Below are 24,236 nucleotides of genomic sequence, written 5' to 3' on the forward strand. Positions count from 1 at the left end.
GCTTTGCATTTTCGCGGGGCAGCGATGCGCTGGCCACGCGTCGCCCGGAATGGTGTCCTTGCCCTGCTCACTCCCAGAGCAGGGCTGTCTCTTTTTGGTGATGATCCGACTGGGATCGCTGGCGCCGCGGCCGGCGCAACCGATCGAATCGCGCTGCCTCACGGGCTATGCCAAGGAAGTGAAGGCCGCCGCGGCTCCACGGGTTGGCGTTTTGCCCGGCATCGGGTAAATCGGCGCCAGCGGATCGGCCTTTTGGAACGCCGATTGCTTTGCCTGGGCGGGCTTTATTTCGGGAATGCTGCTTTTATGATCGCACTGGTCCGTATCGCGCTGAGCCGGCCATATACTTTCGTCGTGCTCGCGATCCTGCTGCTGATTATCGGACCGCTGGCGGCGCTGCGCACGCCGACCGACATCTTTCCCGAAATCCGCATCCCGGTGATCGGCGTGGCCTGGTCGTACACCGGCCTGCCTCCCGACCAGATGTCGGGGCGCATCACGACGCCGTTCGAGCGGACGCTGACCACGACGGTCAACGACATCGAGCACATCGTTGCGAACTCCTACAACGGCATCGGCATCGTCAAGATCTTCTTCCAGCCCAATGTCGACATCCGTACCGCCAACGCGCAGGTCACGGCGATCGCCCAGACCCTGCTGAAGCAATTGCCGCCGGGCGCGACACCGCCGCTGATCCTCAATTACAGCGCCTCGACGGTGCCGATCATCCAGGTCGCGCTGTCGGGCGACGGCCTCACCGAGCAGAACCTCGCCGACATCGGCATCAACCAGTTGCGCACGCCGCTGGTCACGGTGCCCGGCGCCGCGATTCCCTATCCGTATGGCGGCAAGCAGCGCCAGGTCCAGATCGACCTCAATTCGACCGCGCTGCAAGCGCGCGGCCTGTCGGGGCAGGACGTCGCCAATGCGCTCGCCGCGCAGAACCTGATCACGCCGGTCGGCACCCAGAAGATCGGCAACTTCGAATACACCATCAACTTGAACAACTCGCCGCTGAAGATCGAGGAACTCGGCGACCTGCCGATCAAGACCGTCAACGGCGCGATGGTCTATATCCGCGACGTCGCCACCGTCCGCGACGGCAACCCGCCGCAGACCAACATCGTCCATGTCGACGGCAACCGCTCGGTGCTGATGATGGTGCTGAAGGCGGGCGCGACTTCGACGCTCGATATCATCTCCGGCATCAAGCAGAAGGTGATCGAGGTCAAGGACCAGATGCCGGACGCGCTCAAGATCGGCTTCGTCGGCGACCAGTCGGTGTTCGTCCGCGGCGCCATCACCGGCGTCGCCTTCGAAGGCGTGATCGCGGCGCTCTTGACCAGCGTCATGATCCTGCTGTTCCTCGGCAGCTGGCGTTCGACCGTCATCATCGCGGTGTCGATCCCGCTGTCGGTGCTTGGCGCCATCATCATGCTGTCCCTGATCGGCGAGACGCTCAACATCATGACGCTCGGCGGCCTCGCGCTCGCGGTCGGCATCCTGGTCGACGACGCCACGGTGACGATCGAGAACATCAACTACCATCTCGAGCAGGGCAAGCCGGTCGAGCAATCGATCCTCGACGGCGCCAACCAGATCGTGACGCCGGCGTTCGTCTCGCTGCTGTGTATCTGCATCGTGTTCGTGCCGATGTTCTTCCTGTCAGGCGTCGCGCGCTTCCTGTTCGTGCCGATGGCCGAAGCGGTCATGTTCGCGATGATCTGGTCGTTCATCCTGTCGCGCACTTTGGTGCCGACGATGGCGAACTATCTGTTGCAGCCGCATGTCCATCACGAAGGCGCGCCGCCGAAGTCGCGCAATCCCTTGGTCTGGTTCCAGCGCGGCTTCGAAGCGCGGTTCGAGCGCATCCGCGGCGGCTATCACGGCCTGCTTGCGATGGCGCTCGGCCACCGCAAGGTGTTCGTCGGCGGCTTCCTTGCGGTCGTCGCCGCGTCGTTTCTGCTGGTGCCGTTCCTCGGCCGCAACTTCTTCCCGTCGGTCGATGCCGGCAACATCCTGATGCATGTCCGCACCCAGGTCGGCACCCGCGTCGAGGAGACCGCCAACCAGATGGCGGATGTCCAGAAAGCGATCCGCAAGCTGATCCCGGGCGAGATCGAGACCATGACCGACAACATCGGCATGCCGATCTCCAGCATCAACCTGACCTACAACAACACCGGCGTGATCGGTCCGCAGGATGCCGACATCCAGATCAAGCTGAAGGAAGGTCACAAGCCGACCGAGGAGCATGTGCGCACGCTGCGTGAGCAATTGCCGCGGCTGTTCCCGGGCACCAGCTTCTCCTTCCTGCCCGCCGACATCGTCAGCCAGATCCTGAACTTCGGTGCGCCGGCGCCGATCGATTTGCAGATCCGCGGCGCCAATCTCGAAGGCAACTACGCCTATGCCAACAAGCTGCTGGCGAAGATCAAGCGGATTCCCGGCATCGCCGACGCGCGGATCCAGCAGTCGCCGAACAACCCGACCTTCAACATCGATGTCGATCGCACCCGCGCACAATATGTCGGCCTGACCGAGCGCGACGTCACCAACGCGCTGGTGGTCAATCTGGCCGGTTCGTCGCAGGTCGCGCCGACCTACTTCCTCAACCCCGACAACGGCGTGTCGTATTCGATCGTGATGCAGACGCCGCAATACCAGATCGACTCGCTGAGCGCGTTGCAGACCTTGCCGATCACCGCGACCGGCAACACCCAGGCGCCGATCCTCGGCGGCATCGCCGACATCAAGCGCGCGACCTCGAGCGCGGTGGTCTCGCAATACGACATCCAGTCGCTGGTGCAGATCTACGCCACGACGCAGGGCCGCGATCTCGGCGGCGTCGCGACCGACGTGCGCCAGTTGATCGCCGATACCGCCAAGGAGGTGCCGAAGGGCTCGTCCGTGGTGCTGCTCGGCCAGGTGCAGACCATGAACTCGGCCTTCACCGGTCTGTTGTTCGGCCTGCTCGGCGCAGTCGTGCTGATCTACTTCCTGATCGTGGTGAACTTCCAGTCCTGGTCGGACCCGTTCGTGATCATCACGGCGCTGCCGGCGGCGCTGGCCGGCATCGTCTGGATGCTGTTCACCACCCAGACCACGCTGTCGGTTCCGGCGCTGACCGGCGCCATCATGTGCATGGGCGTCGCGACCGCCAACAGCGTGCTGGTGATCAGCTTCGCCCGTGAGCGCTATGAGGAGCTTGGCGACCCCGTCGCGGCGGCACTGGAGGCCGGTTTCGTCCGCTTCCGCCCGGTGCTGATGACGGCGCTGGCCATGATCATCGGCATGGCGCCGATGGCGCTGGGGCTCGGCGAGGGCGGCGAGCAGAATGCGCCGCTGGGCCGCGCCGTGATCGGCGGCCTGATCTTCGCCACCTTCGCGACGCTGATGTTTGTTCCCGTGGTATTCAGTATGGTACACAAGAAGCAAGGCGCCAAAGTCGCCGCCTCATCGGAGATTCCGCATGCAGCCCACTGAACAGCGCCCCCCGGTGTCCGGCCGGAAATTGGGCATATTCGGCGTGGTTGCACTGGTCGGCGCAGGACTGATCGTCGGCACCGGAATCCGCGCCCGCGAGGAGCAAGACAGCAAGCTCAAGCAATGGACCGATGAGCAGGCCGTTCCGACCGTCGCCGTGGCGTTGCCGAGCGCCAAGGCGCTGAGCCCGACCATCGATCTGCCGGGCCGGCTCGAAGCCTATTCCCGCGCACCGATCTTCGCGCGCGTGTCGGGTTATCTGAAGAGCTGGGACGTCGACATCGGCGCCCGGGTCAAGGCCGGTCAGGTGATCGCCGAGATCGAGGCCCCCGACCTCGACCAGCAATTGTTGCAGGCGCGCGCCGATCTCGCCAGCGCCCAGGCCTCGGCCAAGCTGTCGGAGGCGACGCTCGCCCGGCGCAAGACGCTGGTGGCCTCGAACTTCGTCTCCGCCCAGGAGATCGACGAGCGCACCGCCGACCTCTCCAACAAGAACGGCGCGGTCAGGGCCGGTCAGGCCAATGTCGAGCGGCTGGAAGCGCTCGCCGGCTACAAGAAGATCACGGCGCCGTTCGACGGCGTGGTGACTTCGCGCGATACCGACGTCGGCGCGTTGATCAATGCCGGCGGCGGCTCGGGCCCCGCGATGTTCACGGTCTCCGACATCGCCAAGCTGCGCGTCTACGTCAACGTGCCGCAGAACTACGTCCCGGCGATCAAGATCGGCGCCAAGGCCACGCTGAGCCTGCCGGACTATCCGAACCGCGCCTTCCAGGCGACGGTGGAAGCCTCCTCGCAGGCGGTCGATGTCGCCTCCGGCACGACGCGGATGCAGCTCGGGCTCGACAACTCCTCCGGCGAACTGATGCCGGGCAGCTACGCCAGCGTGAAGCTGAACCTGCAACGCGAGTCGACGCCGCTCAGCATTCCCGCCAGCGCACTGATCTTCAACGGCAACGGCCTGCGGGTCGCGACCGTCGGTCCCGACGACAAGGTGCTGTTCAAGACGGTGAAGATCGGCCGCGACCTCGGCAAGGAGATCGAGATCGCAGCGGGCCTTGCGCCTGACGACCGCATCATCACCGCGCCGCCGGACGGTCTCGCCGACGGCGATCATGTCCGCGTCACCGGTGTCGGCGCCAAGGGCAAGCCGACCACCGCCTCTGAAAAGCAGGACGCGAAGGGGTAGGGCGCGCTGCGTCTCTCACTCCGTCATGCCCGGGCTTGTCCCGGGCATTTTCGTTTCGAGATCCGATCAAGCCGGATGCGTAGGGTGGGCAAAGGCGCGAAAGCGCCGTGCCCACCGTCAAGCGCACTGCACGTGATGGTGGGCACGCTTTCGCCTTGCCCACCCTGCCAATTCAGTCGCTCAGCCAACCCGCCATTCCGGCACGCCGTCAGCGGCGGTGACGATGTTGCCCGTGGTGCCGACCGGGGTGCGGTCGAGATCCTGGAGATGCGCCAGCGTTGCGGTGTCGCCTGCCGGGATGCGGCCGAGGCTGCGGCGGCCGTCGTCGGTGCGCAGCATGGTGACGCCGTGCTCGACCTCGCCATTGGCGCGATAGATCACGGTGAAGGCCTCGACCTTGCCTTTGCCTGTCGCCTCGGCGGTGAAGTCGGGCACGTCGCGGCGATGCCGGTCCGCCTCCGCCTGCACGCTGGTGTCCTGCTTGAGTGCTGATGTCGGCGCCGCGCGCGACAGCACCAGGCCGTGATGCTTGGTGACGAAGCCGCCCTGGCCGTAGAGCAGGCCGAGCGTGCCGCCGCTGCGCAGCTTGCGCACCATCGCGCAGGCCGAATGCGTCATGTAGGTGTTGAGCGGCGCGCCGAAGAACGTCAGCCCGCCTGTCACGGTCGGCTGTACGTCGGGCCCAAGGCCGAGCGTCCGGCGCGCCATCTTGGGCACGCAGGGGAAACAGCTATAGAGCTCGATCGCGTCGAACTTCTTGCCGTCGCCGCCGACCAGATCCATCACCGCCTTCAGCACCGCGGTCTGCGCGTGGCTCTCGACGAACTGGTCGCGGATCAGATAATCGCGCGGCTCTTCCGCCGAGGCGCCGCCGAGCGGATAGATCAGCCTGTCTTCGGGCACGCCCGCGGCGCGCGCCTTCGCCAGGCTGGTCAGGATCAGCGCGCCGCCCATGTTCACCGTCGGGTTCGCGACCATCAGCTTCGTATAGGGCCACGCGATCATCCGGTTGTCCGGCGTCGCGGTCGTGATCTCGTCGCCGGTGAATGTCTTCTTCAGCCAGGAGTTCGGATTGTCGGCGGCAACCCGCGCATAGGTCGACCACAGCTCGCCGGATTCCTTCAGCGCCTGGCGCGGCGTCTGGCCCCAATGCGCCGAGGTCGCGGACTCATAGAGCGGATAGACCGTGATCGGCCTGAACACGCCGAGCGTCACGGCAAGCGGCTTCTGGAACGCGGCGCCGCGCTTGGGCTCCTCGACGTCATGCGCGAACGGCGTCCAGGGCAGTTCGACGCCGGCGCGCTGCGCCTTGGTCGCGGTCGACTGCGCCTCCGCGCCGCAGACCGCCGCCACGCTGCATTCGCCGCGCGCGATGCGCTGCGCCGCTTCGTGCAGATAGCGGATCGGGCTCTCGCCGCCGACCGGGCCGTAATAGAGATGCGCGGGCGCGATGCCGAGCCGTTGCGCCAGCTGCTTCTCCGGATCGCGGTAGCGCCAGCTCAGGAAGTTGACGACGTCGAGCGACTGCACGTCGGCGAGCAGCTTTGCGCCGCTGTCGGCTTCGGCGCGCTTCAGCGCCTCCTCGAGCAAGGTGAGCGGCTCGAGGCCGGCTGCGATGTCCTTTGGACGATCGACGATCTCGCCGACGCCGACGATGACGGGAATGCGGTCTTCGGGGATATGAGATGTGGTCATTTCTTCTTGCTTCACTTTCTAGATCTTCGCCACGCCGCCGCCCTTCGAGGAGCGCAAGAGCGCGCACCTCAGGGTGACGGCTACGTAGGGGGCGTCATCCCTGCGCAAAGGCTTCGCCTTTGTCGCTGGAGGCGCGAGCGCAGCGAGCCTCGAAGGATGAGCCACGTACTCTACTCCGCCACCAACGCATTCATGTGCTCGACGGCCTCGACGAAATCTTCCTTGAACTCCTGCACCACGGCGCCGGCGGACTTGACGCTGTCGACCAGGCCGACGCCCTGGCCGACGAAGTAGCTGACGAGATCGCGCGCCTTCTCGTTGCCGGCCTCGGCGGCGCGGTCGATGGCGTTGAAGGCGTCGCGGCTGATGATGCTTTGCAGCGGCATCGGCAGCGCGCCGGGGCTTTCCGGCGAACGGTCCCAGGCGTCGGTCCAGACCGAACGGAGTTGCCGCGCGGGCTTGCCAGTGCGGCCCTTGGAGCGGATCGCGTCACGCGAGGAGGCCGCGATCATCTTCTCGCGGAAGATCTCGGAGGTCTCCGACTCCACGGTGGCAAGCCACACCGAGCCGGTCCAGGCGCCGGCCGCGCCCATCGCCATGCAGGCGGCCATCTGGCTGCCGGTCATGATGCCGCCGGCGGCGAGCACCGGCACGTCGCGGATCTTCTTCACCGCCTTGATCACCTCGGGCACCAGCACCATGGTCGAGACCTCGCCGCAATGGCCGCCGGCCTCGGTGCCCTGCGCGACCAGGATATCGACGCCGGCCGCGACCTGGCGCAGCGCGTGCTCCTTGGAGCCGATCAGGGCTGCGACCGGCACGTTGTGCTTGCGGCCCATCTCGATCATCGCCCGCGGCGGCACGCCGAGCGCGTTGGCGATCAGCCTGATCGGATGGCGGAACGAGACCTCGAGCAATTGCAGCGCGGTCTCGGCATCGAACGGTTGCGGCTGGTTGTCGGCGACGCTCTGCGCCGTGAGCTCGATGTCGTATTTCTTCAAGAGATTGCGGGTGAAGTCGCGGTGCTCCTTGGAGACGCGTTTCTCCAGGCTCTTCCAGGTGACGTTCTTCTCGCCGGCGGTCGAGATGTTCTCGGGGATCAGCACGTCGATGCCGTAGGGCTTGCCGTCGACATGCGCGTCGATCCATTTCAATTCCTGCTCCAGCGTTTCCGGCAGGTACCGGGTCGCGCCGAACACGCCGAAGCCGCCGGCGCGGCTGACCGCTGCGACCACGTCGCGGCAATGGCTGAAAGCGAGCAGGGGGAATTCGATCCCCAGCATGTCGCAGATCGGTGACTTCATGGATTGGTTTTCTCCCGCCGGCTGCTTCTTGTGCTTGTTGGCATCAGCCCCTGCAACGCTAGCGCATCACGGTCAGCGAAGCCAAGCGGGTTTCGGCCTCGGCGATCTTGCGTACAGGCGCTGCTTGGCTGCATCGCTCGCAGCGCATTCCGCTGGGTAGAAAATGCGATCGCGTGGGCTGGGCAAAGCGGAACCTGCCCACCATCTAGTGCAGACATGCGGATGTGCACGGCGGTTGCCGCGCCATGGAAAAACGTCAACCCGGGAGCCAACGACGTGACCGACACCCCTGCCTACGAGCCGCCGAAAGTCTGGACCTGGAACAAGGAGAGCGGCGGCCGCTTCGCCAGCATCAACCGGCCGATCGCCGGTCCGACCCATGACAAGGAGCTGCCGGTCGGCCGCCATCCGCTGCAACTCTACTCGCTGGCGACACCGAACGGGGTGAAGGTCACCGTGATGCTAGAAGAGTTGCTGGCTGCCGGCCACACGGGTGCGGAATACGACGCCTGGCTGATCAAGATCGACGGCAACCAGTTCGGCAGCGGCTTCGTTGGCGTCAATCCGAACTCGAAGATCCCGGCGCTGATGGATCACAGCGGAGCGGAGCCGATCAGGGTGTTCGAGTCGGGCTCGATCCTGGTCTATCTGGCGGAAAAATTCGGCGCGTTCCTGCCGACCGACGTCAAGACCCGCGCCGAAACCTTCTCCTGGCTGTTCTGGCAGATGGGTGCCGCACCCTATCTCGGCGGCGGCTTCGGGCACTTCTATGCCTATGCGCCGACCAAGATCGAATATGCCATCGACCGCTTCGCGATGGAGGTGAAGCGCCAGCTCGACGTGCTCGAGCGCCGGCTCGCCGACAACGAGTATCTCGCCGGTGACGTCTACACCATCGCCGACATGGCGGTGTGGCCCTGGTATGGCGGGCTCGCCAAGGGCCTGCTCTACGGCGCCGGCGAATTCCTCTCGGTGCAGGACTACAAGAACGTGCAGCGCTGGACCGACGCGATCGCGGCACGGCCCGCGGTGAAGCGCGGCCGCATGGTCAACCGCACCTGGGGCGAGCCGTCGAGCCAGCTCCACGAGCGCCATGACGCCAGCGATTTCGAGACCAGGACGCAGGACAAGATCGGGGAGCCGGCGTCGTCGTAAAGTTGCTGATACGCTGCGATCTCTCGGTGAAATTGGTCGTGCCCGGCCTTGTGCCGGGCATCCACGTCTTTGTTCACCGGAGACGAAGACGTGGATGGCCGGGACAAGCCCGGCCATGACGAAGTGTGGGATGCAGTAGGGCAGATTAGCTCAATAAATCGTCATACTCCGGGTTCTTCATCATGAAGCCCTGGATGAACTCACATTTTACGACGAGCTTGATCTTCTGCGCACGCACGGCGTCGAGCGTGGCGCGGGCGAGCTTGGAGCCGATGCCGCGGCCGCCAAGCTCCGGCGGCACTTCGGTGTGGACCAGCGTGATCGTATCCGGCGTCTTGCGGTAGACCACGAAGGCGATGTGGCCGTCGACGGCGAGCTCGAACCGGCTCTGCGCCGTGTTGTCGTGGAATGCTTCAGTCATCGTCTCTCCTATTTCGTCTTTGCGCCTTCGGCTGCGGGAAACACCACGCGGTCGTCGGTGCGGCAGTAGCGGTCGGCGAACATGCGGCCGATCGGGTGATAGCGATCCATATGAACGCGCATCGCGTCATCGTCCCACAATTCGTCGCGGATGTGGAAGTGAATGCCTTCGCCCATGATGAGCTCGCGGTCGCCGTTGACGTCGATCAGCTTCCAGGTCCTGCACTCCATCGCGAACGGCGCGTCGGCAAGCCGGGGCACCGCGATCTTGCTGGACGGCGCGAGCTTGAGGCCGAGGTAATCAGGTTCGCCGATCTCCGGCGGAAAGTCGCCCGAGCTCTCGTGCATGGCGCGCGCCAGGGGCTCGTCGGTCAGGTTGACCACGAATTCGCCCAGGCGCTGGATGTTGACCATGGTGTCCTTCTCACGCCCATCCGGCCGACGATTGACCGCGAACATGCAGAGCGGCGGATCCTCGCAGAACACGTTGAAGAACGAGAACGGTGCCGCATTGACCACGCCGTCCGGGCCGAGGCTCGTGACCCAGGCGATTGGCCGCGGCAGCACGAAGGAGGTCAGCACCTTGTAGCGTTCGCGTTGGGTCAGGTCGCTTGCGGCGTATTCCATGGGATGATCCGAAATGGCGGAGCGGGTTGTCGGAGCGTAACCCGCCGCCGCCCGGCCGCAAAGCAAAAGGCGGGTTAGCTTGCGCTAACCCGCCTGGCAGACTTGTTGTTGCTTTCTCACCTCGCCCCGCTTGCGGGGAGAGGGGAAAATGAGCTGTTACGTCATGCTCAGTTCGTGGCGGCCGACCACCATCCAGTGCACCTCGTCCGGACCGTCGGCGAAGCGGAGATGGCGGACGTCCTGGTACATCTCGCCGAGCGGCGACCACTGCGAGATGCCGGTGGCGCCGTGCATCTGGATCGCCTGGTCGATCACCTTGCAGGCGCGCTCGGGCACCATCGCCTTGACCATCGACACCCAGACGCGGGCTTCCTTGTTGCCGAGCACGTCCATCGCCTTGGCCGCCTTCAGCACCATCAGCCGCATCGCCTCGATTTCGCAGCGCGCCTGGGCGATGATCTGCATATTGCCGCCGAGATGGGCGATCTTCTTGCCGAACGCTTCGCGGGTCAGGCCGCGCTGCACCATCATGTCGAGCGCCTTCTCGGCCTTGCCGATGGTGCGCATGCAGTGATGGATGCGTCCCGGTCCGAGGCGAACCTGCGAGATCTCGAAGCCGCGGCCCTCGCCGAGCAGCATGTTCTCCTTCGGCACCCTGCAATTGTTGAAGCGCAGATGCATGTGGCCGCGCGGCGCGTGGTCGTGGCCGAACACGTGCATGGGCCCAAGGATCTCGACGCCGGGGGTGTCGATCGGCACCAGGATCTGCGACTGCTGCTTGCTGGGTGCGGCATCGGGATTGGTCTTCACCATCACGATCATGATCTTGCAGCGCGGGTCGCCGGCGCCGGAGATGTAGTACTTCTCGCCGTTGATCACCCACTCGTCGCCGACCAGCTTCGCGGTGGTCGAGATGTTCTTGGCGTCGGAGGAGGCGACGTTCGGCTCGGTCATTGCGTAGGCCGAGCGGATCTCGCCGTTGAGCAATGGCTTCAGCCACTTCTCCTTCTGCGCCTTGGTGCCGACCCGCTCCAGCACTTCCATGTTGCCGGTGTCGGGCGCCGAGCAGTTCATGGTCTCGGACGCCAGCGGGCTCTTGCCGAGCTCGGCGGCGATATAGGCGTAGTCGAGGTTGTTGAGGCCGTCGCCGGTCTCGGCGTCGGGCAGGAAGAAGTTCCAGAGGCCGACTTCCTTGGCCTTGTCCTTGGCCTTCTGCAGGATCGCGAGCTGCTCGTCGGTGAAGCTCCAGCGGTTGGTCTTCTTCTCGCCGGCGCGATAGAACTCGACCGACATCGGGTCGACGGTGTCGCGGATGAACTGCTTCACGTGGTCGTAGAGCGGGCGAACCTTGTCCGACATCCGGAGGTCGTTGAGCTCGTCGCCCGGGTTGAGCGTGTAGTTCGTGGTGCGCGGCACATAGGCATGTTTCATTGTCTTTTCTCCCTCGCGAAGGCGCGTTTCGCGGCGGACAATAGACGCGTGCGGCGCGAAGCGCGAGCACCGATTTCGTGCCATCGCTACCGCATCGCGGAATATCGCGACGGCGTTTCAAACGTTGTTTGAACGCCGCCGCTCACGACACGTGCCGGATCGTCAGGTCATCCGATGCATCGCGCAGATCTTGTTGCCGTCGAGATCGCGCAAGTAAGCGAGGTAGAGCTTGATGCCGCCGCCTTCCCGCACGCCCGGCGGATCCTCGATAGGCTTGCCGCCGTTGGCGACACCGGCCGCGTGCCAGGCATCGACCTGCTCGGGCGAAGCGCAGGCAAAGCCGATCGTGCCGCCATTGGCATGCGTCGCCGGTTCGCCGTCGATCGGCTTGGAGACCATGAAGATGCCGGCCTTGGTGAGGTACATGATGCGGTGACCGTCGACCCGGGCCGGCCGGACATCGATCGTACCGAGCAGTGCGTCATAGAACGACTTGGCCTTGTCCAGGTCGTTGGTGCCAACCATCACGTGTGAAAACATCTGAAATATCCTCCCTCTTGGTTATGAAAGCCGCCTTGTTGCGCCCTTGCGGTTGGAACGCTTAGCAGCAGTTTTACCGCAACGGAAGCGACGCGGCGTCGCGTGGTGTTCGCACTCGTCATTCCGGGTTCGCGCTTTGCGCGCCCCGGAATGACGCGGGGAGGAAATGCTGCGCCCTCTGTTGCGGAGGAGGGCGAGTAGACGCAAGACTCGGACGCGATCACGCCGCGAGGATGTGGGTGTATGTTTCACAGGTCGCGCAACAAGATCAGTGTCGTCCTGGCGAAAGCCAGGACCCATTACCCCGATCGCCAATTGCCGCACGACGCCGGGGCCGCGATCCCGTTCACAAGCGAACGCGGTGGTTATGGGTCCCCTGAGTTCACAAACGAAGTGCAACACTTCCATCTGGAGGTGTTGCCATGGGGCGGACTTACAAGCAGCTCTGCCTGGAGGAGCGATGCGAGATTGCCAGGCTTTCGGCCGGTGGCAGCTCGATCCGGCAAATCGCGGCAGCTTTGGATCGCCCGCCATCAACGATCTCTCGGGAGCTGAACCGCAATTCTGGCGTTCAGGTCGGTTACAAGCCCAGCTATGCCCAGCAACAGATGCGAGCGCGGCGCTGGACGGGCTCTCGCCTCGAACGAGAGCACGGCCTGCGCTGCGCGGTGTTGGAACGTCTTGGTTGGGGCTGGTCGCCCGAGCAGGTCGCCGGCCGGCTGGCGCGTGAGCACGGCCGCAGGGTGATCTCCTATGAGAGCATCTACCGCTTCATCTATGCCCAGCTCACCCGCACCTCGGACTTCAGCTGGCGACGCTATTTGCCGCGCGGCAAGAGCAAGCGCGGTCGTCGCGGCAAGCGGGGCGGCAGTCCCGCAAGCTTCATCGAAGGCCGTGTTTCGCTGGATCAGCGCCCCATCGAGGTCGCCGATCGCAAGACCCCGGGCCATTGGGAGGCCGACCTCATGATGTTCTCCAAATACGGTCAGCAGATCTTGGCCGTGCATGAGCGCACCTCCCGCCTGTTGCTCGGCGTCCCCCTCGCAAGCAAGCTCGCCTCCGGCGTCGCCCACCATCTCGTGCGCCTGTTCGAGGTCCTGCCACAACCGATCCGCCGGACCGTCACCTTCGACAACGGCACCGAGTTCGCAGCTCACCTTTCCTTGCAAAGCCTCTTGATCAAGACGTTCTTCTGCGATCCCCACGCCCCCTGGCAGAAAGGTGGCATCGAGAACGCCATCGGCCGCATGCGCCGCTTCATCCCACGCAACACCGACCTTGAGAAGCTGCCGACCCGCCGCCTTCGCAAGTCCATCGCCGCCTACAACAACACCCCGCGCAAATGCCTTGACTTCAAGACCCCGACAGAGGTCTTTGCTGCTCAAGTGTTGCACTTCGAGTGTGAATCCACCTCCTGGCTTTCGCCAGGATGACAGTCTTGATTGTGGACGCAGCAGCGCATTCAGAACGCGGTGTACCCGCCGTCGATCACGAAACAATCCGCCGTATGATAGGACGACGCCTTGCTCATGAGGTAGACGGCGATGCCGCCGAAATCGCTCGGTTCGCCGAAGCGGCGCACCGGGATGCGCGGCATCACGTTGGCGACGAACTTGTCGTTGGCCATGATGCCGGCGGTCATGTCGCTCTTGATCCAGCCGGGCAGGATCGCGTTCGCGGTGACGCCGTGGCGGGCGAGCTCGACGCCGAGCGCGCGGCACAGCGCATTCAGCGCGGCCTTGGTGCCGGCATAGTGCTCGTTGCGCGCGGTGCCGAACAGCGAGGCGAGGCTCGAGGTCGCGACCAGCCGGCCGAACTTGTCGCCGGCCTCGGACCGCTCGGTCATGTGGCGTGCCGCAGCCTGGAATACGTGGAACACGCCGTCGAGATTGGTCGCGAACATCCGCCGCCATTCCTCCTCGGTGCGGTCGATGAAGGAGCGGCGTCCGCCGCCGCCGATGCCGGCATTGGCGAAGCAGCCGTCGACGCGGCCGAAGGTGTCGAGGGTTGCCTTCATCGCGGTCTTGACCGAACCGGGGTCGCTGACGTCGCAGAATTGCGTGGCGACCTTGCCGGGGCCGGCCTTCATCGAGGCGGCGGCGTTGGCGTTTTTTTCCGCGTTGCGGCCCCAGATCGCGACGTTGCAGCCGGCGGCGTTGAGCGCCTGCGCGATGCCGAGGCCGATGCCGCCATTGCCACCGGTGATGACAGCGACGCGGCCGGTGAGATCGAAGATGCCACTCATTGGGGTTTCCATTTGGTTTGGTGCGCGCTAATCACGCGTTCACGGATGGGCTTGCCATCGACCATGGACAAGCCCGGCACAAAAATCAAATATGGGTCCAGATACAGGTCGACCCATCGACCTACTGCGGTACCAACCGCCGCAACAACGTAAAGAGGAAACCATGCAGTTCAAGCACGTCACGCTCGACTTCGACGGATCGGTCGCGATCCTCAAACTCGACCATCAGGAAGTCATGAACGCAGTCTCGATCGACATGCTGGGCGGCCTTGCCGAGGCGCTCGATGCGATCGACGACAAGCGCGACGAGGTGCGCTGCCTGGTGATCACGGGCACCGGCCGCGCCTTCTGCACCGGTGCCAACCTGCAAGGCCGCAACCAGCAGCAGAAGCCCGGCCGGAGCAACGCCGGCGCGGCGCTGGAGACCGCATTCCATCCGTTCCTGCGCCGATTGCGTAAGCTGCACTGTCCGATCGTGACGGCGGTGAACGGCCCGGCGGCCGGCGCCGGCATGAGCTTCGCCTTGATGGGCGATCTGATCCTGTGCGCGCGCTCGTCCTATTTCCTGCAAGCGTTCCGCCGCATCGGCCTGGTGCCGGATTGCGGTTCGACCTGGCTGTTGCCGCGGCTGATCGGCAAGGCGCGTTCGGTCGAGCTGTCGCTGCTCGGCGAGCGGCTGCCGGCCGAGAAGGCGCTGGAATGGGGTCTCGTCAACCGCGTCTATGACGACGCCGCGCTGATGGAGGAGACCATGAAGCTCGCGCATGATCTCGCCAACGGCCCGACGATCGCGCTGTCGCTGATCCGCAAGCTGTATTGGGACAGCCCGGAAAACACCCTCGAGGATCAGCTCAACCTGGAATGCGAGTCGCAGCGGATCGCGGGCCGCGCCGAGGATTTCAAGGAAGGCGTCACCGCATTCCTCGAGAAGCGGCCGGCGAAGTTCAAGGGCAAATGATCGAGACCGAACTCAGGCGCTGCGTCGCCGCGTTTCATCCGGGCGCGACCGGCGTCACCGGCGCGGCAAAGCTCTCCGGCGGCGCCAGCCAGGAGACCTGGACGTTCGACATCGTGCACCCCAGCGGCACGATCGGCGCGATCCTGCGACGCGCGCCGCCGGGCTACGGTGCGGCGCCCGGCCGCGCCGCCGGCCTCGACGCCGAGGCCACGCTGATGCAGCTCGCGCATGACGCGGGCCTGCCGTCGCCGAAGGTGATGCACGTCTTGAGGCCGGAGGATGGCCTTGGCCGCGGCTTCATCATGGCGCGGGTCGAAGGCGAGACCATCGCGCGGAAAATTTTGCGTGACGAGGAATACGCCGGCGCGCGGCCGATGCTGGCGCGCCAGCTCGGCCGCGTCATCGCCGGCATTCACGGCCTGCCGCAGGCGAGGCTGCCGAAGCTGCGCGGTCTGACGGCGACCAGGGAGATCGAGGATCTCTCCCGCGAATATCACAGCTTCAACTGGCCTCGGCCGGTGTTCGAGCTGGCATTGCGCTGGCTGCGCGATCACGATCCCGGACCATCGTCCGAGGTGACGCTGGTGCATGGCGATTTCCGGCACGGCAATCTGATCATCGGGTCCGACGGGGTGCGCGCGGTGCTCGACTGGGAGCTCGCGCATACCGGCGATCCGATGGAGGATCTCGGCTGGATCTGCGTCAATTCGTGGCGCTTCGGCGAGATCGACAAGCCGGTCGGCGGTTTTGGCACGCGCGAGGATCTGTTCGCTGGCTACGAGGAAGCCGGTCGCAAGGCCGACCCCGACCGCGTGATGTTCTGGGAGGTGATGGGCACGCTGCGCTGGGGCGTGATGTGCTGCGGCATGATGCAGCGCTTCCGCGCCGGCCCTGACCATTCGATGGAGCGCGCGATGATCGGGCGACGCGCATCGGAGACCGAGATCGATCTGCTTAGGCTACTTGCACCGAGAGGTCGTTGAGATGCAGGACGAACCGACACCCACCGAACTGATCAAGGCCGTCGCCGATTTCCTGCGCGACGAGATTGCGCCCGCGATCAAGGGCCACAACGGCTTCAAGCTGCGCGTCGGCATCAACGCGCTCGACCTGGTGACCCGGCAGCTCCCGCTGGCCGGGGCAGGCGACGCCACCGAGGCGGCGCGGCTGAAGCAATTGCTCGGCGCGGACGGGACGCTGATGGAGCTCAACCGCACGCTGTCGGACAAGATCGCCAGCGGCGAGCTCGATCTGGCAACGCCGGGACTGCCGGAGCATCTCTGGCAGACCACGATGGACAAGCTCGCCGTCGATCAGCCGAACTACGCGTCGTACAAGAGGGAGTTGGGGAACAAGCAGACGTAACTGTCCATCTTCGTCATTCCGGGATGCGCCGGCAGGCGCAGGCCCGGAATCCATACTCACGATGGTGGTTATGGATTCCGGGCTCGTCGCTTCGCGCCGCCCCGGAATGACAGGAGGAGAGTGGGCGTCACCGCCCCAGCCACTTCGGCGGGCGCTTCTCGGAAAACGCCTTCGGGCCCTCGATGTAATCCTGCGAGGCCGCCATCGCCTTCACCGCGGGATACTCGCGCTGCTCGGCCAGCGCCTGCTCCAGCGAGACTTCGAGGCCCTTCTGGATCGCCTGCTTGGAGGCGCGGATCGACATCGGCGAGTTCTTGGTGATGGTCTCGGCCCAGCGCTCGGCAGCGGTCAGCGCCTCGCCCTGCGGCACCACCTCGTTGACGAAGCCGAGCTCGAGGCCTTCCTTGGCGCTGACATGGCGCGCGGTCAGGATCATGCCCATGGCACGCTTCAGCCCGATCTGGCGCGGCAGCCGGTGCACGCCGCCGGCGAGCGCGGCGAGGCCGACGCGCGGCTCGGGCAAAGCGAAGGTTGCGTTCTCCGAGGCGATGATCAGGTCGCAGGCCAGCGCGATCTCGAAGCCGCCGCCCATCGCGACGCCGTTGACGGCGGCGATGATCGGCTTGTCGCAGTCGAAGCGGCTGGTGAGTCCGGCGAAGCCGCCCTTGTCCCAGCCGCGCTTGCCGCCGGCGGCCTGCCATTTCAGGTCGTTGCCGGCGCAGAACGCCTTGTCACCGGCGCCGGTGACGATCGCCACCCACTGCTCGGGATCGGCGGAGAAGTCGTCGAACACCTTGTTGAGCTCGAAATGCGCGTCGATATGCAGCGCGTTATAAACCTCGGGCCGCGACAGCGTCACGATGGTGATGGGACCCTTGCGCGTCACCTTGGAGAATTTCAGATCCATGTTTGCTCCCGTGGATTTTCTGCGGCGAAGAATATCACGCGCATCCTACCGCCTGCGCGCCGTTCCGTGCCATTCAATTACGCAACGCGACCGCGCGCGCAAGCCTCACTGGCGCGCTTGACTTGGCCGCGTGCTTCTCAGCTTAATCGATCCGAACGCGGATCCGCGATAGCGCCTAAACGCAAAACCAGAATCAACAATATTTCCGGGAGAGACCGCCTTGGATTTCAATCTGCCGGCTGACCTGACAGCCTACCTCGCCGAGCTCGACCGCTTCATCGAACGCGAGATCAAGCCGCTGGAAGAGGCCGATGACAACATCCGCTTCTTCGATCATCGCCGCGAATGGGCGCGCACCGATTTCGACAAGGGCGGCCTGCCGCGCCATGAATGGGAGCTCTTGCTGCGCAAGGCCAAGAACCTGGCCGACGCCGCCGGCCATCTCCGCTTCGCGATCCCGAAGCGCTATGGCGGCAAGGACGGTTCCAACCTGTGGATGGCCGTGATCCGCGAGCATTTCGCCTCGAAGGGACTCGGCCTGCACAATGATTTGCAGAACGAGCATTCGATCGTCGGCAATCTGCCGATCGTGACCATGCTCGACCGCTATGGAACCGACGAGCAGAAGGCGATGATCGACGGCTCGATCACCGGCAAGTACCGCATCACATTCGGCCTCACCGAGCCGGAGCACGGCTCCGACGCCACGCATATGGAGACCAAAGCCGTCCCGGCCACGCGTGACAACGTCAAAGGCTGGATCATCAACGGCGAGAAGATGTGGACCACCGGCATGCATGTCGCGACGCACTGCGCGCTGTTTGCCCGCACCTCCGGCAATGACGGCGACGCCCGCGGCATCAGCTGCTTCCTGGTGCCGGCGAAATCGCCGGGCGTGAAGGTTGAGGAATACATGTGGACCTTCAACATGCCGACCGATCATCCGCGGGTCAGCTTCACCGACGTGTTCGTGCCTGAGGATGCGCAGTTCGGCGAGGTCGGCCGCGGCCTGTCCTTGGCGCAATGCTTCGTGCACGAGAACCGCATCCGCCAGGCGGCAAGCTCGCTTGGCGCTGCGGTCTATTGCATCAACGAGAGCGTGAAGTATGCCCGCGAGCGAAAACCGTTCGGCAAGGCGCTGGCCGAGAACCAGGCGATCCAGTGGCCGCTGGTCGAGCTGGCCACCCAGGCCGAGATGCTCAGGCTGCTGATCCGCAAGACGGCGTGGGAGATGGATCAGCTCACCCAGGCGCAGGTCGAGCACACGCTGTCGGACCGGGTCTCGATGTGCAATTTCTGGGCAAACCGGCTGTGCTGCGAGGCCGCCGACCGCGCGATGCAGGTGCATGGCGGCATGGGCTATTCGCGCCACAAGCCGTTCGAGCACATCTACCGCCACCACCGCCGCTATCGCATCACCGAAGGCAGCGAGGAGATCCAGAAGCGCAAGGTGGCGGGCTTCCTGTTCGGCTACATGGGTGCCGGCAAGCACTGAGTTGGGGGCACGACGTCGCGATATGTTGACCCGTCATACCCCGCGAAAGCGGGGTATTCAGTACGCTGCGGCCTATCGATTCCATAACCGCTGTCTCCGGGATACCGGATCACCCGCTTTGATGACGGCAAAGTAGGGTCGCGCCCGATCAGTTCACCTGCCGGTCCTTGCCCGCCCAGTACGGCTCACGCAGGCTCCGCCGCAGGATCTTGCCCGACGGGTTGCGTGGCAGCGCAGGGATGAAGTCGACCGATTTCGGCGTCTTGTAGCCGGCGATCCGCTCGCGGGCGAAGTTGATGATGTCGGTCGCATCAGCGCTCTTGCCCGGCTTCATCACCACGACAGCCTTGACCGCCTCGCCCCATTTGTCGTCGGGGATGCCGATCACCGCGGCTTCCGCCACATCCGGGTGGTCGCACAGCGCGCTCTCGACTTCGGCCGGATAGATGTTCTCGCCGCCGGAGATGATCATGTCCTTGATGCGGTCGTGGATGTAGAGATAGCCGTCCTTGTCCATGTAGCCGGCATCGCCGGTGCGCAGCCAGCCGTCGCCGTCGATCGTCTTCGCGGTGGCCTCTGGCAGATTCCAGTAGCCGGCCATGTTGGAGCCGGAGCGGGTGGCGATCTCGCCGACCTCGCCCGGCGGCAGCGGCTTGCCGTCCGCGTCGAGGATCGCGAGTTCGACGCCCGCCAGCGCCTTGCCGGCCGAGCGCATCCGCTCGAGCCCTTCGATATGATCCTCCGGCGGCAGCGCGACGATGGTGCCGGTGGTCTCGGTCATGCCGTACATCTGCACGAAGCCGCATTTGAAGACCTCGATGCACTCCTTCAGCAGCGCCGCCGGGATCGGCGAGGCGCCATACAGCATGTACTTCAGGCGGGAGAAATCGACCTGCCGCGCGCGTGGCTGCCGCACCACGAATTGCATCGCCGCCGGCACCATGAACAGCTTGGTGATGCCGGACTGCTCGAAGAAGTCGAGCACCTTGGTCGGATCGAATTCGCGCGCGATCACGCCGCGGGCGCCGTGATAGAGTCCCATGACGCCCCAGCCGGAGCCGCCGATGTGGAAGATCGGCATCGCCACCAGCGAGACGTCGTCGGTGGTCCATTTGTTCCAGTCCGGCTTCTCGTTCTCGTTGCCGGTTTGCACGAGGTTGAGGAAGTTGGCGTGCGACAGCATCGCGCCCTTCGGCTTGCCGGTCGTGCCCGAGGTGTAGAGCTGGATCGCGATGTCCTTCGGCTCGATCGCGACGCGCGGGTCGTCGCCACTTTGTGCGTCGCGCCATGCGAGATAGTCAGGCCATTCCGGTGCGCCGCCCTCGGTCGTGATGATGCTGCGGACGCTGGGCAGCTTGTCGCTGATATTGCGCGCCTGGGTGACGAATTCGGGGCCGACGAACAGCAGCGGCGCCTTGCAGTCGTCGACGATGAAGGCGACCTCGGGGCCGGCGAGACGCCAGTTCACCGGCGCCATCACCACGCCGGCCTTCATCGCGCCCATCAGCAGTTCGAAATAGAAATCGCTGTTCTTGCCGAGATAGGCGATGCGCTCGCCTTTCCGGACGCCCATCGCGATCAGCGCGTTGGCGACGCGGTTGGTCTTGGTGTCGAACTCGGTGAAGCTGGTCTGCCGGCCCTCGAACTCATAGGCCAGCGCATCGCCGCGGCTCTTGGCGCGGTCGCGCACCATGTCGGCAAGATTGTTTGGTTTCGGCGCGTCGGACATGTTTCCCCCGTGATGTTTTTGTTGGCGCGGAGTGTGGCTGCATCGCGCGGGAAAAACAATACGGGGTGGGTACTCGCTATGTTTCAACGTCGTCCTGGCGAAAGCCAGGACCCATTACCACCAGTGCAAAGGAGGCGCGACGCTACGGCCACAACGTGCGCAATCGCACACAGCGGTGGTTATGGGTCCTGGCTTCCGCCAGGACGACAGTGGCGGTTGATGCGCAAGCGCCGGCCTCAGCCCCGCGCCGCGCGATCCTTTTCGTTCTGCGCCTTGATCGACTCCCGCGCCTTGGTCCAGTCGTCGTCGCTCCAGTCGCGGAGTTGGTAGAAATTGCCGCCCATCGCCAGCGCCTGCGCGCCGTCCATGGCGATGGTCTCGCCGTTGATCCAGTCGCAGCCGCCGGAGATCAGGAACACTGCGAGGTTCTGCAACTCCTCCATGGTGCCGACGCGGCCCATCGGATTCATCGCCTTGGTGCGGGCGCCGGCCTCGTCGCCCGGCTTGATGCGCTTGCTCATGCCTTCGGTCGGAATCTCGCCGGGCGCGATGGTGTTGAGGCGGATGCCGTGGCGGCCCCATTCGATCGCCAGCGACATGGTCATGGCATGGATCGCGGACTTGCTCATCGCCGACGGCACCACATAGGGCGAGCCGTTGCGCACCCAGGTCACGGTGATCGACACCACGTTGCCGCGATGGCCGCCCGCGATCCAGCGCCGGCCTACCGCATGCGTCACATAGAAGGTGCCGTGCATCACGATGTTGGCCACGGCATCGAACCCGCGCGCCGAAAGCTCTTCCGAGCGCGAGATGAAATTGCCGGCGGCGTTGTTGATCAGATCGGTGAGGGGGCCGCTGGTGGTCCAGATCGCCTCGATCATCTCGTCGACCGCCATGGCATTGCGGATATCGACGCCGTGGCTGACGACGCGTCCGCCATGCTCGGCCATCAGTTCGGTGGCGGTCTCGTCGCAAACGCTCTTGCGGCGGCCGCAGATATGGACCTCGGCCCCGAGTTGCAGGAACCGGGTGGCCATGGCCTTGCCGAGACCGGTGCCACCGCCGGTTACCAATATGCGCCGCCCGGCAAGAAGCTGATTGCTGAACATCGTTTCCTCCACGGGGGTTGTCAGTTAATTGGTCGATTGACTAAAACCGGACAACGGCCTTTCTGTAAAGCGCCAACCAGGATCAGCGGAGGAGATTTCAATGGAAGATCGCGTTTCGATATCGATTTCGGACGGTATCGCGGATGTCCGCCTGGTGCGGGCGGACAAGATGAACGCGCTCGATGCCGCGATGTTCGAGGCATTGGTCGCCGCAACCGACCGGCTTTCCAAGGAAAAAGGCGTCCGGGTCGTGGTGTTGTCCGGCGAGGGCCGCGCCTTCTGCGCCGGCCTCGACATGGGCCGGTTCGCCGCCATGAAGGATGGTGGTAATGGGGTGCCTGGCGGTGAGAAGCGGGATCTGACCATCCGGACCCACGGCAAGGCCAATTTTCCGCAGCAGGCGGTATGGGGCTGGCGCCAGCTTCCGGTGCCGGTGATCGCCGCGGTCCACGGCGTCGCGTTCGGCGGCGGCTTCCAGCTCGCGCTTGGCGCCGACATGCGCTTCCTCTCAACCGATGCGCGGATGTCGATCATGGAGATCAAGTGGGGCCTGGTGCCGGACATGGCGGGCACCCCGATCCTGGCGAGCCTGGTGCGTGACGATATCCTGCGCGAGCTCACCTATACCGGCCGCATCTTCTCCGCACAGGAAGCCCAGAGCTACGGGCTTGCCACCCGCGTCTGCGACGATCCGCGTGCCGCGGCGCTCGAGGTCGCGCGCGAGATCGCCGGCAAGAGCCCGGATGCGATCCGTGCCGCCAAGCGGCTGCTGAACAATCTGTCGGCCGATCCGGCGGCGGCGCTGCTTGCGGAATCCGTCGAGCAGCAGAAGCTGCTCGGCAGTCCGAACCAGACCGAATCGGTGCGCGCCAATCTGGAGAAGCGCGCGCCGAAGTTTGCGGATGCGTGAATGACCTTGCTGCCGTCATGGCCGGAGCTTCTTCCGGCTATGACGGGCACAGGCAACATCGCCAACCGATAAAGAAGAACAAGAACACATGAGCGAAACGTCCCACCCCTTCCTCGGCATCATCTCCGGCGAGCGCAGGCGCGATCACGCAGCGGTCGCCGAGCGCACCGAGCGTATCGCCAGCGGCCTTGCCAAGCTCGGCGTCAAGCCGGGCGACAGCGTTTGCATGCTGATGCGCAACGACATCGCCTTCATCGAGGCGGCCTATGCGGCGATGCGGCTCGGCGCCTATGGCGTGCCGGTCAACTGGCATTTCAAGCCGGAAGAGGTCAACTACGTGCTGACGGATTCCGGCACGCGGGTCCTGATCGGCCATGCCGACATGCTGCATCCGCTGCGTGGCGCGATCCCGCCCGACGTCACCGTGCTCAGCGTGCCGACGCCGCCGGAAATCCTTAGCCATTACAAGATCAATCCCGATCATCTCGGAACCCCGGATTTCGCGATCGATTTCGAATCCTGGCTGGCGCAATTCCCGCGCTATGACGGCCCTGTCGTGCCGCAACCGCAGAACATGATCTATACCTCGGGCACCACGGGCCATCCGAAGGGCGTGCGCCGCTTCGCGCCGACGCCGGAACAGACCGCCAACGCGGAAGCGATGCGCGCGATGATCTATGGCCTGAAGCCCGGCGCGCGCGCGATCCTGCCGGGACCGCTGTATCATTCCGCGCCGAATTCCTTCGGACTGCGGTCAGGCCGGCTCGGCGGCGCGCTGGTGCTGATGCCACGCTTCGACGCGGAGGAATTTCTGGCGCTGATCGAGCGCGAGAGGATCGACACCATCTTCATGGTGCCGACCATGTTCATCCGCCTGATGAAGCTGCCGGAGGAGGTGCGGAAGAAATACGACGTATCGTCGCTGCGCCACATCATTCACGCCGCTGCGCCGTGTCCGGCCGATGTCAAGCGCGCCATGATCGAATGGTGGGGCCCGGTGATCTATGAATTCTATGGCTCGACCGAGTCGGGCGCGGTGACGTTCGCGACCTCGGAGGATGCGCTGAAAAAGCCCGGTACGGTCGGAAAGATATCGCCCGGCGCCGAGCTTCGCTTCATCGGCGACGACGGCAAGGAGGTGCCTCGAGGGCAGATCGGCGAGATCTATTCGCGGATCGCCGGCAATCCCGATTTCACCTATCACAACAAGTCCGAGAAGCGCGCCGAGATCGACCGGGAAGGCTTCATCACCTCAGGCGACGTCGGTTATATCGACGCCGACGGCTACGTCTTCATCTGCGATCGCAAGCGCGACATGGTGATCTCGGGCGGCGTCAACATCTATCCGGCCGAGATCGAGGCGGTGCTGCATGCAGTCCCCGGCGTGCATGACTGCGCGGTATTTGGTATCCCCGACGCCGAGTTCGGCGAGGCGCTGATGGCGGTGGTCGAGCCGCAGCCGGGTGTCTCGCTCGACATGTCGGCGGTCCGCGCCCAGCTGAAAACCGCGCTCGCCGACTACAAGGTGCCCAAGCACATCGAAATCCAGACCAACCTGCCGCGGGAGGACTCCGGGAAAATCTTCAAGCGCCGCCTGCGCGACCCGTATTGGGAGCGGGCAGGGCGGAGGATCTAGCGCCGCAAAGAAGCCTGTCGTGCCGGCGGAAA

20 protein-coding genes are annotated in these 24,236 nt (G+C 64.9%); 10 read left to right on the top strand and 10 right to left on the bottom strand.

The genetic code is table 11. The features are described from left to right. The first annotated feature begins 306 nt into the window (after positions 1 to 306). Both CWS35_RS17900 and CWS35_RS17905 read left to right on the top strand, forming a co-directional pair. On the top strand, positions 307 to 3,486 hold the full coding sequence (locus CWS35_RS17900; RefSeq protein ID WP_024579377.1) for an efflux RND transporter permease subunit: 3,180 nt from the start codon (positions 307 to 309) through the stop codon (positions 3,484 to 3,486). Beyond that, positions 3,473 to 4,675, top strand: coding sequence for an efflux RND transporter periplasmic adaptor subunit (locus CWS35_RS17905; protein WP_100952822.1), 1,203 nt, complete (start codon positions 3,473 to 3,475; stop codon positions 4,673 to 4,675). The genes CWS35_RS17900 and CWS35_RS17905 overlap by 14 nt, the downstream gene beginning before the upstream one ends. 180 nt (positions 4,676 to 4,855) lie before the next feature. On the opposite strand, the gene CWS35_RS17910 is transcribed toward CWS35_RS17905, so the two are convergent. After that, entirely contained in the window at positions 4,856 to 6,370 is a 1,515-nt protein-coding gene (locus CWS35_RS17910; RefSeq protein ID WP_100952824.1) for an acetyl-CoA acetyltransferase, read from the bottom strand. 170 nt (positions 6,371 to 6,540) lie between these two features. After that, positions 6,541 to 7,674 (bottom strand): nitronate monooxygenase, encoded by a 1,134-nt coding sequence (locus tag CWS35_RS17915; protein ID WP_024579380.1) that lies wholly within the window; start codon positions 7,672 to 7,674, stop codon positions 6,541 to 6,543. A gap of 276 nt (positions 7,675 to 7,950) precedes the next feature. Here CWS35_RS17915 and yghU point away from each other — a divergent pair, with 276 nt between their 5' ends. Further along, positions 7,951 to 8,829, top strand: a complete 879-nt coding sequence (gene yghU, locus CWS35_RS17920; RefSeq protein ID WP_100956476.1) for a glutathione-dependent disulfide-bond oxidoreductase — start codon at positions 7,951 to 7,953, stop codon at positions 8,827 to 8,829. Between the two features lie 145 nt (positions 8,830 to 8,974). On the opposite strand, the gene CWS35_RS17925 is transcribed toward yghU, so the two are convergent. From CWS35_RS17925 to CWS35_RS17940, 4 genes are all read right to left on the bottom strand, one after another. Then, complete coding sequence (locus CWS35_RS17925; RefSeq protein ID WP_100952826.1) at positions 8,975 to 9,250, bottom strand: GNAT family N-acetyltransferase; 276 nt, start codon at positions 9,248 to 9,250, stop codon at positions 8,975 to 8,977. A gap of 8 nt (positions 9,251 to 9,258) precedes the next feature. Then, positions 9,259 to 9,876: a flavin reductase family protein gene (locus CWS35_RS17930; RefSeq protein WP_100952828.1), complete on the bottom strand. Its 618-nt coding sequence runs from the start codon at positions 9,874 to 9,876 to the stop codon at positions 9,259 to 9,261. Between the two features lie 156 nt (positions 9,877 to 10,032). Beyond that, positions 10,033 to 11,307, bottom strand: a complete 1,275-nt coding sequence (locus tag CWS35_RS17935) for an acyl-CoA dehydrogenase family protein (protein ID WP_024579384.1) — start codon at positions 11,305 to 11,307, stop codon at positions 10,033 to 10,035. Between the two features lie 162 nt (positions 11,308 to 11,469). After that, the gene (locus CWS35_RS17940; protein ID WP_024579385.1) at positions 11,470 to 11,847 is read right to left on the bottom strand and encodes a VOC family protein; all 378 of its coding nucleotides are present in this window, start codon (positions 11,845 to 11,847) and stop codon (positions 11,470 to 11,472) included. Positions 11,848 to 12,269: 422 nt separating this feature from the next. Here CWS35_RS17940 and CWS35_RS17945 point away from each other — a divergent pair, with 422 nt between their 5' ends. After that, a complete protein-coding gene (locus CWS35_RS17945) occupies positions 12,270 to 13,280 on the top strand; it encodes an IS30 family transposase (protein WP_100952831.1) in 1,011 nt (336 codons plus the stop codon). A gap of 29 nt (positions 13,281 to 13,309) precedes the next feature. Here CWS35_RS17945 and CWS35_RS17950 read toward each other — a convergent pair whose 3' ends face one another. Beyond that, positions 13,310 to 14,092, bottom strand: a complete 783-nt coding sequence (locus tag CWS35_RS17950) for an SDR family NAD(P)-dependent oxidoreductase (protein ID WP_024579386.1) — start codon at positions 14,090 to 14,092, stop codon at positions 13,310 to 13,312. Between the two features lie 163 nt (positions 14,093 to 14,255). Here CWS35_RS17950 and CWS35_RS17955 point away from each other — a divergent pair, with 163 nt between their 5' ends. The 3 genes from CWS35_RS17955 to CWS35_RS17965 are packed head-to-tail and all read left to right on the top strand — an operon-like array spanning position 14,256 to position 16,415. Further along, the gene (locus tag CWS35_RS17955) at positions 14,256 to 15,050 is read left to right on the top strand and encodes an enoyl-CoA hydratase/isomerase (RefSeq protein ID WP_024579387.1); all 795 of its coding nucleotides are present in this window, start codon (positions 14,256 to 14,258) and stop codon (positions 15,048 to 15,050) included. Continuing rightward, the gene (locus CWS35_RS17960; protein WP_100952833.1) at positions 15,047 to 16,033 is read left to right on the top strand and encodes a phosphotransferase family protein; all 987 of its coding nucleotides are present in this window, start codon (positions 15,047 to 15,049) and stop codon (positions 16,031 to 16,033) included. The genes CWS35_RS17955 and CWS35_RS17960 overlap by 4 nt, the downstream gene beginning before the upstream one ends. Before the next feature lies 1 nt (position 16,034). Further along, positions 16,035 to 16,415, top strand: a complete 381-nt coding sequence (locus tag CWS35_RS17965; protein ID WP_100952835.1) for a DUF6285 domain-containing protein — start codon at positions 16,035 to 16,037, stop codon at positions 16,413 to 16,415. 127 nt (positions 16,416 to 16,542) lie between these two features. Here the strand turns inward: CWS35_RS17965 and CWS35_RS17970 are convergent, their stop codons facing one another. Next, entirely contained in the window at positions 16,543 to 17,322 is a 780-nt protein-coding gene (locus CWS35_RS17970; RefSeq protein ID WP_100952837.1) for an enoyl-CoA hydratase-related protein, read from the bottom strand. A gap of 220 nt (positions 17,323 to 17,542) precedes the next feature. Here CWS35_RS17970 and CWS35_RS17975 point away from each other — a divergent pair, with 220 nt between their 5' ends. After that, complete coding sequence (locus tag CWS35_RS17975) at positions 17,543 to 18,817, top strand: acyl-CoA dehydrogenase family protein (protein WP_100952839.1); 1,275 nt, start codon at positions 17,543 to 17,545, stop codon at positions 18,815 to 18,817. 148 nt (positions 18,818 to 18,965) lie between these two features. Here the strand turns inward: CWS35_RS17975 and CWS35_RS17980 are convergent, their stop codons facing one another. Together CWS35_RS17980 and CWS35_RS17985 are read right to left on the bottom strand one after the other, a co-directional pair. Then, positions 18,966 to 20,546 (bottom strand): fatty acid--CoA ligase, encoded by a 1,581-nt coding sequence (locus CWS35_RS17980; RefSeq protein WP_100952841.1) that lies wholly within the window; start codon positions 20,544 to 20,546, stop codon positions 18,966 to 18,968. Between the two features lie 236 nt (positions 20,547 to 20,782). Further along, a complete protein-coding gene (locus tag CWS35_RS17985; protein WP_100952843.1) occupies positions 20,783 to 21,658 on the bottom strand; it encodes an SDR family oxidoreductase in 876 nt (291 codons plus the stop codon). A gap of 100 nt (positions 21,659 to 21,758) precedes the next feature. Between CWS35_RS17985 and CWS35_RS17990 the strand changes: the two genes are divergently transcribed. After that, complete coding sequence (locus CWS35_RS17990; protein WP_100952845.1) at positions 21,759 to 22,568, top strand: crotonase/enoyl-CoA hydratase family protein; 810 nt, start codon at positions 21,759 to 21,761, stop codon at positions 22,566 to 22,568. A gap of 88 nt (positions 22,569 to 22,656) precedes the next feature. Beyond that, positions 22,657 to 24,204 (top strand): acyl-CoA synthetase, encoded by a 1,548-nt coding sequence (locus tag CWS35_RS17995; protein WP_100952847.1) that lies wholly within the window; start codon positions 22,657 to 22,659, stop codon positions 24,202 to 24,204. Positions 24,205 to 24,236 lie beyond the last annotated feature (32 nt).

The sequence above is a fragment of the Bradyrhizobium sp. SK17 genome (assembly GCF_002831585.1).
Classification (GTDB): Bacteria; Pseudomonadota; Alphaproteobacteria; order Rhizobiales; family Xanthobacteraceae; genus Bradyrhizobium.